Annotated in this window: 16 protein-coding genes; 13 read left to right on the forward strand and 3 right to left on the reverse strand. The window is 62.9% G+C overall.

The window, feature by feature from the left end; genetic code table 11:
- Complete coding sequence (locus PVE73_RS04620; protein WP_277365816.1) at nucleotides 1-1176, reverse strand: polysaccharide biosynthesis/export family protein; 1176 nt, start codon at nucleotides 1174-1176, stop codon at nucleotides 1-3.
- Nucleotides 1173-2495, reverse strand: coding sequence for a capsular biosynthesis protein (locus PVE73_RS04625; RefSeq protein WP_277365817.1), 1323 nt, complete (start codon nucleotides 2493-2495; stop codon nucleotides 1173-1175). Before PVE73_RS04625 ends, PVE73_RS04620 begins: the two co-directional genes overlap by 4 nt.
- A 659-nt stretch (nucleotides 2496-3154) precedes the next feature.
- Here PVE73_RS04625 and PVE73_RS04630 point away from each other — a divergent pair.
- The 13 genes from PVE73_RS04630 to PVE73_RS04690 all read left to right on the forward strand — a co-directional run bounded on the left by PVE73_RS04630 (nucleotide 3155) and on the right by PVE73_RS04690 (nucleotide 12566).
- Nucleotides 3155-3760: a HupE/UreJ family protein gene (locus PVE73_RS04630; RefSeq protein ID WP_277365818.1), complete on the forward strand. Its 606-nt coding sequence runs from the start codon at nucleotides 3155-3157 to the stop codon at nucleotides 3758-3760.
- A 68-nt stretch (nucleotides 3761-3828) separates the two neighbouring features.
- Nucleotides 3829-4131, forward strand: coding sequence for an urease subunit gamma (locus tag PVE73_RS04635; RefSeq protein ID WP_277365819.1), 303 nt, complete (start codon nucleotides 3829-3831; stop codon nucleotides 4129-4131).
- An 11-nt stretch (nucleotides 4132-4142) separates the two neighbouring features.
- Entirely contained in the window at nucleotides 4143-4601 is a 459-nt protein-coding gene (locus PVE73_RS04640) for an urease subunit beta (RefSeq protein ID WP_277365820.1), read from the forward strand.
- 44 nt (nucleotides 4602-4645) lie between these two features.
- Nucleotides 4646-6367: an urease subunit alpha gene (locus tag PVE73_RS04645; protein WP_277365821.1), complete on the forward strand. Its 1722-nt coding sequence runs from the start codon at nucleotides 4646-4648 to the stop codon at nucleotides 6365-6367.
- 11 nt (nucleotides 6368-6378) lie between these two features.
- On the forward strand, nucleotides 6379-6948 hold the full coding sequence (ureE, locus tag PVE73_RS04650; RefSeq protein ID WP_277365822.1) for an urease accessory protein UreE: 570 nt from the start codon (nucleotides 6379-6381) through the stop codon (nucleotides 6946-6948).
- 9 nt (nucleotides 6949-6957) lie between these two features.
- Nucleotides 6958-7647: an urease accessory protein UreF gene (locus PVE73_RS04655; protein ID WP_277365823.1), complete on the forward strand. Its 690-nt coding sequence runs from the start codon at nucleotides 6958-6960 to the stop codon at nucleotides 7645-7647.
- 11 nt (nucleotides 7648-7658) lie between these two features.
- Nucleotides 7659-8291: an urease accessory protein UreG gene (ureG, locus tag PVE73_RS04660; protein ID WP_277365824.1), complete on the forward strand. Its 633-nt coding sequence runs from the start codon at nucleotides 7659-7661 to the stop codon at nucleotides 8289-8291.
- A gap of 8 nt (nucleotides 8292-8299) precedes the next feature.
- The gene (locus PVE73_RS04665) at nucleotides 8300-9208 is read left to right on the forward strand and encodes an urease accessory protein UreD (protein ID WP_277367348.1); all 909 of its coding nucleotides are present in this window, start codon (nucleotides 8300-8302) and stop codon (nucleotides 9206-9208) included.
- Between the two features lie 5 nt (nucleotides 9209-9213).
- Nucleotides 9214-10233: an urea transporter gene (gene yut, locus PVE73_RS04670; protein WP_277365825.1), complete on the forward strand. Its 1020-nt coding sequence runs from the start codon at nucleotides 9214-9216 to the stop codon at nucleotides 10231-10233.
- 649 nt (nucleotides 10234-10882) lie between these two features.
- Complete coding sequence (locus PVE73_RS04675) at nucleotides 10883-11671, forward strand: SOS response-associated peptidase (RefSeq protein WP_277365826.1); 789 nt, start codon at nucleotides 10883-10885, stop codon at nucleotides 11669-11671.
- Nucleotides 11672-11684: 13 nt separating this feature from the next.
- A complete protein-coding gene (locus tag PVE73_RS04680) occupies nucleotides 11685-11879 on the forward strand; it encodes a hypothetical protein (RefSeq protein WP_277365827.1) in 195 nt (64 codons plus the stop codon).
- A gap of 35 nt (nucleotides 11880-11914) precedes the next feature.
- Nucleotides 11915-12376 carry a hypothetical protein gene (locus PVE73_RS04685; protein ID WP_277365828.1) on the forward strand — a complete coding sequence of 154 codons (462 nt, stop codon included), beginning with the start codon at nucleotides 11915-11917 and terminating at the stop codon, nucleotides 12374-12376.
- A 16-nt stretch (nucleotides 12377-12392) separates the two neighbouring features.
- Complete coding sequence (locus tag PVE73_RS04690; RefSeq protein WP_277365829.1) at nucleotides 12393-12566, forward strand: hypothetical protein; 174 nt, start codon at nucleotides 12393-12395, stop codon at nucleotides 12564-12566.
- On the opposite strand, the gene PVE73_RS04695 is transcribed toward PVE73_RS04690, so the two are convergent.
- Complete coding sequence (locus tag PVE73_RS04695; protein WP_277365830.1) at nucleotides 12563-12853, reverse strand: hypothetical protein; 291 nt, start codon at nucleotides 12851-12853, stop codon at nucleotides 12563-12565. The genes PVE73_RS04690 and PVE73_RS04695 overlap by 4 nt on opposite strands.
- Nucleotides 12854-12939: the final 86 nt, after the last annotated feature.

Here is a 12939-nt window from a genome sequence, read left to right on the forward strand (position 1 = left end):
TCACTGCGTCAATGTGGTTGCGCTGCGGGCCGTCCCGAGCAGCGGCTGGACGATGGTTGCCAGGAACTTCCCGAATTCGGCCGTCGGATGGTTGGCGACGTAAAGGATGTCCTTGTCGCGGATCCGGAATTCCTGGGCGACGAAGAACGCGTAGGGCCGCTTGAAGTCCAAGGCATAGACGACCGGCACCGTGCCGCCATGGGCGAGCGGGACCCTGCTCTTTTGGTCCGAGTTGGTGAGCCAGCGCATGAGCTCGGCATCCTCGAAGCGGAAGAGATAGACGCCGCCCATGTCGGCCGTGTTGTCGCGCAGGCCACCCACCTGGGCGAGCGCTTCGGCCAGGGTCACGGTTTCCGTCTTCAGGGAAACGAGACCGCTCGACGCCACCGCGCCGAAGGCCGAATAGGTTCTCGGCTCGTGCTTGACCAGAACGGTGTCGCCGGGCGCCAGCCAGATGTTGTTCTCGGGCGAACTGACGACGTCGTGGAGCCGAAGGGTCACCCTGCCCGCCCCGCGTGTGACGCTCGCCACAGTCTCGTAGGCCGGCGCCCGCGTGCCGCCGGCCTGGGCGATCACCTCGATCAGCCGCAGGCCCTGCGCCGGCAGCGGAAAATGGCCGGCTTTTGCGACATCGCCCACGACCACGACATTGTTGCTCTTGTTTTCGGCGACGAGCACCTGGACCTGGGGCTCGGCCGCCTGCCCCTCGAGGCTCTGCTGGATCGCGCGGCGCAGCGCCTCCACGCTGCGGCCTGCGGCGCGGATATTGCCGGCATAGGGCACGAAGATCTCGCCCGTGCCGTCGACGACCACCTGCAGCGAAACCTGCTTGTTTTCGGCCGTGGAAAAGAGGCCGTCCGGAGACGCCTCCCATATGTTCACCGCAAGCGTGTCGCCCACGCCGACCGTTATGGGACGGGCTCCGCCGAGGGTGGCGACGAGTTTCCCCTCCTGGGCGGGCGGGACGAAGCTGTTGATCTTGCTGATCTCGGCCGAATCCAGCCGCACCAGGATATAGTTGTCCATCGGCAGCGAATTGCTCGATTCGCCGAGGGCGATGTCCATCGCCGTGGGGCCCTGGCCCGGCAGCGTCGAGCAGGCCGAAAGCAGGAGGAGGAGGACCAGCCCGGAGAACGATCGCCGAAGGGCTTGAAAGGGGGCAATACGTACGGTCATGCCGTGCTCCCGGACAGGGTTCCGGCCTCGACCAGGTCGACATCAGCAACCGGTTCGCCGGTTGTGACCGGGATCGTCTCCAGCACTCCCGCGCATGCGGCGGGCATTCCACCTCTGGCGTAGAAATCGCCCGGCTTCAGGCATGTCTGGCGGATCCAGGCAAGATAGCGGCGGCGCAATTCGCCGCTCGCAACCTTTCCCGATGTCCAGAAGGCGTCGAAATCCGGCCGGCCCCGCGCGCAGGTCGCCAGCGCTTCATTGGCATAAAGAGCGTCGCCGACCACCAGCAGGGGCACGCCGTGATGGATCGCTGAAAGGCCGGAGCTCGAATTGATCGTGATCACGCCCGCCGCGTGGCGGGTCATGAGGCCGATGGAGCCGGTGCAGAAGACGTCGACCCGATCGGCCACGCCCAGGGCCTCGGCTTCTCTGAGAATGAATTCGCGCTCGTTGCCGTGGCCGCGCTGCAAAGGATGGATCTTGAAGGCGAGGCGGAGATTCTTCGGCGCCGAGCGGGCGAAGGACGCCAGCACCTCCCGGATGAGGCGCGGCGTCGACCAGCCGCGCGCGGCCGCCCTCATCTGCGCGTCGGAGGCTACCTGCAGGGCGACCAGGAAGTAGTTGCGCTCGTAATGCTCCAGCAGGCTTTCGATCGTGAGGAAATCCGAATTCCGGTTCACGGACCTGCGCCAGGCGTTGCGGATCCAGGAGAACGCTTCGGGGATCGCCGAGAACCGACGGTGGAACTGATGCCGCTCCGACGGCAGGCTGAAGACCGTCCGTGCGATATAGTATATCGCGCCGTAAAGGCACATCGCGCGGAAGCCGTGGAAGTCCTTGCGAGGCGATTCCGCCGCGGGCAAGAAGCCCTCGGGCGGCAACAGGCCCGCGATCGGCGATTCCGCATTGTTGCCGTCGCTTTCGATCGTCACGAAGCCGGGCCGGATATAGCCTTCCTCCAGGGAGACGACCCTGATGCCTGCCTCTCGGGCCAGCCGCCGGGCGATCGCGTGGAACGGGCGTCCGCAGCCGAAAAGGATGATGCAGTCTATATCGTGATCAACGAGGAAACGCCTGAACCACAACTCCCAGAGGAGAACTCCGCCGCGAAAGTCGATGCGTTTCCGTCGCGGCGCGAACACGCGGTCGCCTGCATTGAACGATATGCGCCAGCAGGATAGGCCGGCCGCTTCGAGAGCATGCTGAAGGTGGCGGAAGAACGGCCCCACGGGCCCCTGCAGGAGGACCACCTGGCCTTCGCCGTTCCGGAGCCGCCGCGATGACGGCTTTACGGACAAGCGGGAGCCCGCCTCGTCCACTCCATGTTCTTCGGACAACGGCGGCGAGCCCGGATTGCCGAGACAAGCTCGGCGACCCGGAAATCGCGTAAATGTCCGCCACCCCCCGTGGTGCCCGTCCTTCGTCAGAGACGGTGTGACATGACTCATCAATCCCCCGAGCGTCCGCAACCGCCCCAAGTAACCCCGCAGAAGTTGTTACGGTGCCGACAACATTGAGTCAATCTGTTGCTTGCGGTGCAGCTTCAAGTTGATCTGAAAAACGGTTAACAAGTGCGCGGGGTCCGACGGGCAGGCTCGTCGACGGAGTTGGTCCGCTTTGAGGACAAGAAATGCCGGCCGAATCCTGGTCCGGAAGCGCCGCGCCTCCCTCGCCCCGAAATCCCTTCCGGAGCGCTGCGGTGACTCGCCAGTGGAAGGCCGCAGTCAGGCTGCATGTCCTCCTCACCAGCTCGCAGATCACCGGGTGCGGTGAAGCAGAAGACGAGACCAGCTCTGCCTCAAACGGCGAATCGGAGATGTAATAATAAACCGTCAGACGTAAGAAATAATAATAAACTAAAACCAATTCATTTCTATGTCAGAATACGCATTTCCGATACTGCTGTGAAGCGAATGTGAAAATAGATCATTACCTTCCATATATTTGGATTCATGATTCCTGGCCGATGGAGATTTCGATGAAGCTGAAATCAATGGCAGTCTGGTTGATTGTAGCAGCCGCTGCGGCATCTGATCCATCGATCGCATTGGCTCACTCCGGAGCCGGAGCGGCAACGGGCTTTTCTCACGGCTTCATCCATCCTCTCACTGGCATCGATCATATGCTGGCGATGGTCGCGGTCGGTATCCTTGCCTACCAGATCGGCGGCCGTGCGCTCTGGCTCGTTCCCCTTACCTTCGTCCTGTTCATGGTGGCAGGCGGCGCTTTGGGCGTTGCCGGAATCAACGTGCCCTATGTCGAGTTGGGCATAGCGCTCTCGGTCGTGTTGCTTGGAGGAGCGATTGCGCTTGGCATAGCCGCACCGCTCGTGATCGCCATGGCCGTCGTCGGTGTCTTCGCGATCTTTCATGGCCATGCGCATGGCGCCGAAATGCCGGTGAGCACGAATGCTCTTGGGTATGCGCTCGGCTTCGTGTCTTCGACGGCGCTCCTGCACCTCGGCGGCATCGCCGCGGGAATGCTGATCGGCCGGGCGGGGGAGCGGCGCAAGCCTGCCCTGATCCGTGTTGCCGGCGGCCTGATGACGGTCGCCGGTCTGGGTGTCCTCACCGGCATGCTCTGAACTCGAATCGACGCCAGGTGCGCGAGCGCCTGACCGCCGGTCGATCGCAACCCTTCGAGAGTTTCACCATGCATCTCACGCCGAGAGAACTCGACAAGCTTCTGACCTACTCGCTGGCCGAAATCGCGCTGAAGCGGAAAGCCAAGGGAATCAAGCTCAATCACCCCGAATCCGTCGCCGTGCTGTCGGCCTATGTTCTCGATGGTGCCCGGGAGGGACGGCAACTCGAGGACGTCATGAAGGGCGCCCGCAAGGTGCTGAGCATTGAAGACGTGATGCCCGGCGTCGCCGATCTCATACCGATGATCCAGATCGAAGCCGTCTTCACGGACGGCAGCCGGCTTGTGACGCTCCACAAGCCAATCCAGTAGGAGCAAAGCCAATGCCCGGATCAGGACCCGCGAAGCGCCCGGCAGCAGCCAAGGCCGGCCCGCAGAAGCCCGGCGCCGCCACGCCGGTCGGCGGCTACGCGCTCGCCGAAACGCCGATCGAGCTCAATGCGGGGCGCCCGCGCGTGAAGCTGAAGGTGCGCAACACGGGCGACCGGCCGATCCAGGTCGGTTCCCATTTCCATTTCTTCGAGGTCAATAGGTATCTCGCCTTCGACCGGGCCGCGGCTTTCGGAATGCGGCTGGATATCCCCGCCAACACCGCCATCCGTTTCGAGCCGGGCGACGAAAAGGACGTCACCGTCGTGCCGTTCGGCGGCAAGCGGTTCGCCTATGGCTTCAACAACCTGGTTGACGGCTGGACCGGGGAGGGGCCGGCGCCGAACTACCGGCCGAACCATGAGACCGCCGTGCGGCGTGCGCGCGAACGGGGCTTCAAGACCACTTCGTGAGTGTTCTGGAGCGCTTGAGCCCCACGAATCGAGGAAGAGAGGGAATGACACAGATATCGCGCCGCCAATACGCCGATCTCTACGGCCCGACGGTCGGCGACAAGATTCGCCTGGGCGATACCGACCTTTACGTGGAAATCGAAAAGGACCTGCGCGCCGTCTATGGAGACGAGCTCCAATATGGTGGCGGCAAGACGCTGCGCGACGGCATGGGATCCGACAGCCTCTTGACCCAGGAGGCGGGCTGCCTGGACCTGGTCATCACCAATGTGACGATCCTCGAGCCCATGCTGGGTATCGTGAAGGCCGATGTGGGCATCCGGAACGGCAGGATCGTCGGCATCGGGAAGGCCGGCAACCCCAGCACCATGGACGGCGTGACACCGGGTCTTACGACCGGCGGCTCGACCGACGCGATATCGGGCGAGCATCTGATCCTGACCGCCGGCGGTATGGATACCCATGTTCACTTCATCGCCCCGCAACAGACCTACGCTGCGCTCAGCAACGGAATCACGACGCTTTGGGGCGGGGGCGTCGGCCCGGCCGACGGATCGAACGGGGTGACTTCCGTCAACGGCCCGTGGAACATGGAAATGATGCTGCGGGCGATCGAGAACATCCCGATCAATGTCGGCTTTTGCGGCAAGGGAAATTCAACGGGGGTCGCACCTCTCGTCGAGCAGCTGAAGGCGGGTGCCGCAGGCTTCAAGATCCACGAGGATTACGGCACGACGCCGGCGACCATCCGCTCCTGCCTGACCATCGCGGACGAATACGACGTCTCCGTCGCCATCCACACGGACACCTTGAACGAAGCCGGTTACGTCGAGGATACGATCGCCGCTTTCGATGGCCGGACGATCCATACGTTCCACAGCGAGGGTGCCGGCGGCGGCCATGCGCCCGACCTTCTGAAGGTCGTGGGCCAGCGAAACGTGCTGCCGAGCTCGACCAACCCGACCCTGCCGGCCGGCGTGAACTCGGTGGCGGAACTGTTCGACATGATCATGGTCTGCCACAACCTCAATCCGAACATCCCCTCGGATGTGGCCTTTGCCGAAAGCCGCGTTCGCGGCGAGACGATCGTCGCCGAAAGCGTGCTCCACGACATGGGCGCGATCTCCATCATCGGCAGCGACTCGCAGGCGATGGGCCGTATCGGCGAGAACTTCCTGCGCGCCTTCCAGACGGCCGACGCCATGAAGCGGGCGCGCGGCAAGCTTCCGGAGGATGCACCCGGCAACGACAATTTCCGCGTGCTACGCTATCTGGCGAAGGTGACGATCAATCCGACGATCGCCGCGGGCCTCTCGCATGTGATCGGCTCCGTCGAACCCGGCAAGATCGCCGATCTCGTTCTGTGGTCGCCGGCCTTCTTCGGCGCCAAGCCGAAAATGGTGATCAAGGGCGGCATGATCGCCTGGGCCAATATGGGCGATCCCAACGCTTCGCTGCCCACCCCGCAGCCTATGTATTACCGTGCGATGTTCGGCGCGCACGGCACGGCCCTGCCCAAGACCTGCATCAGCTTCGTTTCGCAGGCTGCCTACGACGCCGGCGTGAAAGAGACGTATGAACTGCAACGCATGGTGATGCCGGTCGAGAACACGCGTGTACTCGGCAAGGAGCACATGGTGCGTAACGCCTATCTGCCGAAAATCGACGTCAACCCGGAGACCTTCGCGGTCAAGGTGGATGGCGTGCATGCGACGGTCGAGCCGCCAAAGAGCATCGCGCTCAACCAACTTTACTTCTTCAGCTAAGGGGGCGAGGAATGATCCTGATAGAATCCGTTCTCGGCAACGCGCAGGAATCTCTTTGGAAGCAGCGGCTGGAGGCGGCCCATATCGACTGGCTCGTGCTCGACCAGTGGGAGGCGCAGAAGAATCGTCTTCGCAAGCGCATTGCCCGGGACGCGGAGATCGCGATCGCCCTCGACCGCAACACGCATCTCCATGATGGGGACGTCCTGGTGTGGAACGAGGCGGATGCTTATGCCGTCGTCGTCAAGACCAATCTGAAATCGGTCATGGTGATCGATCTCGGCGGGGTCGCGGCGCAGTCACCGCAAAACATCCTCGGCACCTGCCTGGAACTCGGCCATGCGCTTGGAAACCAGCACTGGCCGGCGGTGGTCAAAGGCGAGAAGGTGTTCGTTCCCCTGACGATCGACCAGAAGGTCATGAGCTCGGTCATGCGGACCCACGCCTTCGCCGGTGTCACGTTCGAATTCGTGCCGGGGGCCGAGGCCATCCCTTATCTAGCGCCGCATGAGGCGCGCCGGCTGTTCGGGGGCGCTGAAGGTGTCTCCCATTCCCACGCCGATCACCATCCTCACCCTTAGGCTTCTGCCATGGGCGACCTGGTAAGACTGCTGCAACTCGTCCAGTTCTCCGACTCGGCCTTGCCGGTCGGTGCCTTCACCTTTTCGAACGGGCTCGAGTCGGCAATCCAGGAGGGGGTCGTCCACGACGCCGGTTCCCTCAAGGCATTCGTCCTGGCTGCGACACGTCAGGCAGCCACCCTCGACGGTGTGGCCCTTCTCGTGGCGCACCGCGCTGCCCAGGCAGAAGACATGGGCCTGATCGTGGCAGCCGACCATGCCGCCCACCAGCGCAAGCTCAATGAAGAGACGCGGACGATGGCCGTGCGCATGGGCCGGAAACTGGGCGAATTGGGCGAGCATATCGTCCGGACGCGGCCGCTGGCCGACTGGATGGAAATGGTCCGGGGGCGCCAGGCACCCGGCACCTTTCCCATTGGCCTCGCGCTGGTGACGAGCGGATTCGATATCGACGCACGGCATGCCTTTGCGGCGCACCAGTACGGCGTGGCTTCCATGATCCTCGGTGCGGCCCTTCGCCTGATGCGCATCACGTTCCTCGAGACCCAGGCGATCCTGTTCGAAGTGAATGCGACGGTCGAGGAGGCGTATGAGCACATCCGCACCGACACGCTCGACGACATGAAAGGCTTTGCGCCGGCCGCCGATATTCTGGCCGCCGTGCACCTGAAGGCCCACATCCGCATGTTCATGAACTGAGGGGAGAGGTGATGAAGAAGATAGCCCGAATCGGGGTCGGGGGGCCGGTCGGCTCCGGGAAAACAGCCATCGTCGAGGCGGTCACCCCGCTGCTCATCAAAATGGGCCTGAAGATCCTCATCGTCACGAACGACATCGTGACGACGGAGGATGCCAAGCATGTGCAGCGCACGCTGAAAGGCACATTGATCGAGGACCGCATCATCGGTGTGGAGACCGGCGGATGCCCACACACCGCGGTGCGGGAGGATCCGAGCATGAACCTGGCTGCCGTCGAGGAAATGGAGGCCCGTTTCCCCGACACCGATCTCGTCCTGATCGAGAGTGGCGGAGACAACCTGACCCTGACATTCAGCCCGGCGCTCATCGATTTCTTCATCTATGTCATCGATGTGGCGGCGGGGGACAAGATCCCCCGCAAGAACGGGCCGGGGATCTCGCAGTCCGATATCCTGGTGATCAACAAGACCGATCTGGCGCCCCATGTGGATGCCAGCCTAGACGTGATGGACCGCGACTCGCGGCTGATGCGCGGAGACAGGCCGTTCATCTTCACCAACTGCAAGACGGGGGAGGGCATCCCGGAACTGGTTCGCCTGATCCGTGAGAACGTGCTCTTCGATCTCGCCGTGCCTGCGGAATAAGGCGCGTGTTGCAGATCCGCGCACCGGAGCTGTCGCGTTACTGCGACGAGCCGAGACAGCTGCCGAGTGGCGGACTTGGCAAGAATGCTTCCTTGCAGCTCGGCTTTGCGCGCCGGGGGGAACGGACCGCGCTCGTCGAGCTCGGCCGCCGGGCGCCGCTCCTGGTGCAGCAGGCGCTCTACTGGGACGACGAGATGCCGAGACTGCCCTGCGTTTCCATCATCTCCAATGCCGGCGGCATTCTCCAGGGTGACCGTTACGCGATCGACATCGATCTGGCAGAGGGCGCCGAGGCGCATATCACCACGCAGGCGGCAACAAAGATCCATGAAATGGATGCGAATTTCGCCTCGCAGACCCAGGACATTACGTTGGCCGCCAACGCCTATCTCGAATATCTGCCGCTGCCCGTTATCCCGCACAAAAATTCGCGCTTTGTCAGCCATACGCGCATCCGGCTCGATCCCACCGCGACGCTGCTTTATTCCGAAATCCTCATGCCGGGGAGAAAGTACTACGGCGGCGGCGAGATCTTCGCCTATGAGCTCTTTTCAGCGGCCGTCCAGGCCGAAAGGCTCGACGGCGAGGCCCTGTTCTCGGAGAAGTTCGTCATCGAGCCGTGCCGGATGGACATCCGCAACCTCGCCGTCATGGACAGGTTCGACGTGTTCGCCAATGTGCTCCTCCTGACCCCGAAGGAGCAAGCCGATCGCCTCTTCGAGCAGGTCGAACCCGTATTCAGCGAAAGGGAGGGGTGGGCCGCGGGGGTGAGCCGTCTGCCCAACAACGCCGGACTGATCTTCAAGGTGCTCGGCACGGAAACGCAGATTGTCCGTGCAAGGGTTCGGGCGTTCTGGTCGTGCGTCCGCCTCGAAGTGAAGGGCATTCCCGTTCCCGAAGAATTCCTGTGGGAGTAGAGGACATGAACCGGATGGCGGCCTGGTGGGAGAAGATCATCGGACGCAGCTATGCTCTCAGGCTCGTCGACATCCATCTGCGCGGCGCCGGTCAGGTGATGCTGCAGAATAATCCATTGACCGGCTTGCTCTTCATCATCGGCATAGTCTGGGGAGCGATCGCTGCCGGCGATCCGGAACCCGCCATCGGCGCCGTCGTCGGGCTGGTGGCGGCAACGCTGACGGCCATGCTTCTTCGCTCCGACAAGACCTCTCTCGAGCATGGCCTGTTCGGCTTCAACGGCATCCTGGTCGGTGCTGCGGTCCCGACCTTCCTTGTGATGGGGCCGGCGGCCTGGTTTCTCCTTGTCATCGGTGCTGCGGTCTCGACCATCGCAATGCTTGCGGTCAGCCACGTGACGAAACCATGGGGCATTCCCGCCCTGACCTTCCCCTTCGTGCTGACGACGTGGTTTCTGGTCCTTGCAGCCTATTCGTTCGGACATTTGCCGATCGGCATTATGGGGCCGCCTCAGTTGCCGGTCGCACCCGGCTCTTCCGCAGCGGGCGCCGACCTGTCGGCCGGCCTTCTCTTCAGCGCCTGCTTCCGAGGCATTTCGCAGGTGTTCCTGATCGACAACGGCATCACCGGCGTGATCTTTGTCGCAGCACTCCTCGTCAGCTCGCCCTGGGCGGCCGGGCTTGCGATCATCGGCTCGACGGTGAGTGTGCTCGGGGCTTCAGCTCTGGGGGCGAGCGCCGCCGAGATAGGCAGCGGTCTCTATGGCTTCAGCCCGGTTCTCACCGCGATCGCCCTGGGATGCGTGTTCTTTCGGCCGTCCTGGCGTGTGGCGCTGTTCGCACTGCTCGGAACGGTCTTTTCCATAATCGTACAGGGTGCCCTGAACGCGGCGGTCGCCCCGGTCGGCATACCGACCTTCACTGCTGCCTTCGTGTTCGTGACCTGGCTCTTCCTGCTGCCGAAGGTGGACCTCGAGCCGCACCGTCATGAGCCCGTCAGCAACGGGATCATGACGGACAAATAGCCGATCCGCCGCCCAAGACGACGTCCTGCCCGCCAGCGAGGCGCACGACGCAGAACCAGGCTCGTTCAAGATCTTGGGTCAGGGACCGGATGGTGGGCGTGACAGGGATTGAACCTGTGACCCCTACGATGTCAACATTGTTCCCGTGCCTGAACCACGCAGAATGCCGAGAAAAGGGCACTACGCGCAAGGGCATTTCCGGCATGGGGTTCCCTCTGCGTTCCGGTTTTCAGGTTCCCTGGACCTAGAGGGAACTATGTGTCCCGTGCTCCCTTATCGCGCCGCTCGCGCCCTTTGCGCCGAGGCGTTCGATGGCAGCGAGATCAGCACGCGCACCCTCCGCGAATAGCACATCGGGCACATGAGCCGCTCGCCCAGGCGTGCGACGGGGAAGTTGGGGCCGCGCGTGCAGAGGAGGGTCGATAGGTCCAACGTGGCCGAATAGGCGCATTCCCGATGCTTCTTCAGGCCATCACCTTTCCCGCCGGCGCATCGCATCTCGATGCGCACGCTATAGACCCATGCATCCCACAGCGTCTCTATCTGCATGCCCTATGAAAGAGGAACAAATTCCTCGCGCGTCAAGAGCCCCTTGACTCTTTTGTTCCGTTTTCGTTCACTGTCGGCCGAATACGCGAGGAGCAAGCCCGTGTGCAATCTCTACAACGCCACCACCAATCATGAAGCGATCCGGCAATTCTCGCTGTTCATCAGGGACTTGGCCGGCAATCTGGAACCATCCATTCAGGTCTATCCCGATACGCCGGCGCCGATCGTCAGGAACGGCAGGGATGGCGAACGCGAACTGGTGCGCGTGCGGTGGGGCTTGCCCTCCTCCAGCCAGGCGCTGTTTCAGGCAGCGAAGAAGCGCGCCGACAAGCTTCGCGCCAAGGGCAAGGACTTCGATTTCGACGACCTGCTGAAGATGGAGCCCGATCGCGGCACGACCAATGTGCGCCGCGTCGACAGCAAGCATTGGGCGCGATGGCTCGGCGTGCCGAACCGCTGCGTCGTTCCCTTCACCAGCTTTGCCGAGCCGGATCCTGCCAGGGCCAACGGAGGGCCGATCCCGAACGCATGGTTCGCCTTGAGCGATGAACGTCCGCTCGCCTTCTTCGCCGGCATATGGGTTCCGGACTGGGAGTCGGTCCGAAAGGTGAAGGAAGGCCGGATCTGCATCGATCTTTTCGGCTTCCTGACGACGGACGCGAACGGCATCGTCGGTCCGATCCACCCGAAGGCCATGCCCGCGATCCTCACCTCGAGGGAGGAGATCGAGACGTGGATGACAGCGCCCTGGGAGGAGGCTCGGGCCCTGCAACGCCCCTTGCCCGATCACATGCTGAAGATCGTCGACGCGCCGGCCGTGCCGGATGACGGCCTCGAGAAGAAGCTCGACCAGGTCGCGTCGAATGAAAACCAGCCGGGGCTGCTATGAGCAAGGAGGCGTCATGCTGAAGAACGAACCCTACGTGCCCACTGGAATACAAATCGGCCAGGTGGAGGACGATGCCGGCGCAACGCTCGGAGTGCTCACCTTCGAGACGGACGACGGTGAAATCAGCGTCTATATCAACAAGCAGGCAGCCGATGTTTTGGAGAAGGCGGTCGGCCGGTTGCAGCACGTGCTCGGCAAGAGCAGTTGAAGGTGGCAAATGGCCTTGCATAGGAGGCTGAGCCGATGCCGCACTTCATCAGCACCATCCAGGATCTCATCGACTTCGAGTATCACGTCACGGCCTACTGCGGGCGCTGGCCACACTGCAGCCGTTCCAACGCGCTCGACCTCAAAGCCTTGAGAAAGAGGCTCGGGCCGAGCTATGTTCTTGCGGCCGACAGCCCTTTCACGCGCGCTCTGGTCTGCCAGCGCTGCGGACACAAGGGAGGGGAGATCCGCTTGTCAGCGGCCTATACATCGGGGGCCGCGGCAAAGAAGGATATGGAGCTGGGAATGCGAGACAGGTATGTCGCGATGCCGGACGATGATCACCCAGGCATGTGGCGGGTGGTCGACCGCGCCACCGGCAAGACCTATGCCAATGAAGAAGAGCCACAGGGCGCCCTCGATCGGCACGATGCTCTTGAGCTTGCGGAGATCCTGAACAGCCCGGAATCGTTCTACGCCGGCGAGATGCGCACCTGAAACCGGAGGAAGAAGGATGCCAGAGAAAGATGACCGCCAGTTGCGCCTCCTCTGCATGGGCGTACATCAAAAGACCTGGGACATGGCGACCGAAGAAGAGCGCGAGCACTGCCGCAGCATCGCGCGCGACATGGAACGCATCAACGAAGCGCTCTGGCCGACACATCCGGCAGCCAAAACGCAGCACTAGGCTGTTGGCGTCTGCCGAGCCGGCACGTAGAGGGCTTCCCGCGCTCCATCGGTCAGGGTGACCACGTTCGCCTCCGAGAACCATCCGGCTTCGACATATTTGGGCACGATCCGGAGCTTCGTGCCTTTCAGCGCTTCCGCCTGGTGCGGCACATAATGCGCGGAGCGCTCTCCGTCCGTGATGACGACGGCGCCTTCTGGCGTCACGGCCGCAATCATCAGGTCGTCGCCCTCCATGCTCTCGGAGCGCGGCAACGCAGCCTGGAAATTCTCGTCATAACGCGACATGCCGCTTCAACCCGGGCCAACGCCGTAGGTTCCAAACGCAAAAAGGACCCCTCCCGGCCCGAAGGCCAAGGAGGGGCAAGTCTGGA

Source organism: Chelativorans sp. AA-79 (genome assembly GCF_029457495.1).
Lineage (GTDB): Bacteria > Pseudomonadota > Alphaproteobacteria > Rhizobiales > Rhizobiaceae > Chelativorans.

Bases quoted from the DNA above. Each gene is read 5' to 3' on its own strand.
- yut (WP_277365825.1), top strand. From the start codon at position 9,214: ATGAACCGGATGGCGGCCTGGTGGGAGAAGATCATCGGACGCAGCTAT.
- PVE73_RS04695 (WP_277365830.1), bottom strand. From the start codon at position 12,853: ATGTCGCGTTATGACGAGAATTTCCAGGCTGCGTTGCCGCGCTCCGAG.
- PVE73_RS04685 (WP_277365828.1), top strand. From the start codon at position 11,915: ATGCCGCACTTCATCAGCACCATCCAGGATCTCATCGACTTCGAGTAT.
- PVE73_RS04640 (WP_277365820.1), top strand. From the start codon at position 4,143: ATGCCCGGATCAGGACCCGCGAAGCGCCCGGCAGCAGCCAAGGCCGGC.
- PVE73_RS04620 (WP_277365816.1), bottom strand. From the start codon at position 1,176: ATGACCGTACGTATTGCCCCCTTTCAAGCCCTTCGGCGATCGTTCTCC.
- ureE (WP_277365822.1), top strand. From the start codon at position 6,379: ATGATCCTGATAGAATCCGTTCTCGGCAACGCGCAGGAATCTCTTTGG.
- PVE73_RS04630 (WP_277365818.1), top strand. From the start codon at position 3,155: ATGAAGCTGAAATCAATGGCAGTCTGGTTGATTGTAGCAGCCGCTGCG.
- PVE73_RS04690 (WP_277365829.1), top strand. From the start codon at position 12,393: ATGCCAGAGAAAGATGACCGCCAGTTGCGCCTCCTCTGCATGGGCGTA.
- ureG (WP_277365824.1), top strand. From the start codon at position 7,659: ATGAAGAAGATAGCCCGAATCGGGGTCGGGGGGCCGGTCGGCTCCGGG.
- PVE73_RS04680 (WP_277365827.1), top strand. From the start codon at position 11,685: ATGCTGAAGAACGAACCCTACGTGCCCACTGGAATACAAATCGGCCAG.
- PVE73_RS04645 (WP_277365821.1), top strand. From the start codon at position 4,646: ATGACACAGATATCGCGCCGCCAATACGCCGATCTCTACGGCCCGACG.
- PVE73_RS04655 (WP_277365823.1), top strand. From the start codon at position 6,958: ATGGGCGACCTGGTAAGACTGCTGCAACTCGTCCAGTTCTCCGACTCG.
- PVE73_RS04635 (WP_277365819.1), top strand. From the start codon at position 3,829: ATGCATCTCACGCCGAGAGAACTCGACAAGCTTCTGACCTACTCGCTG.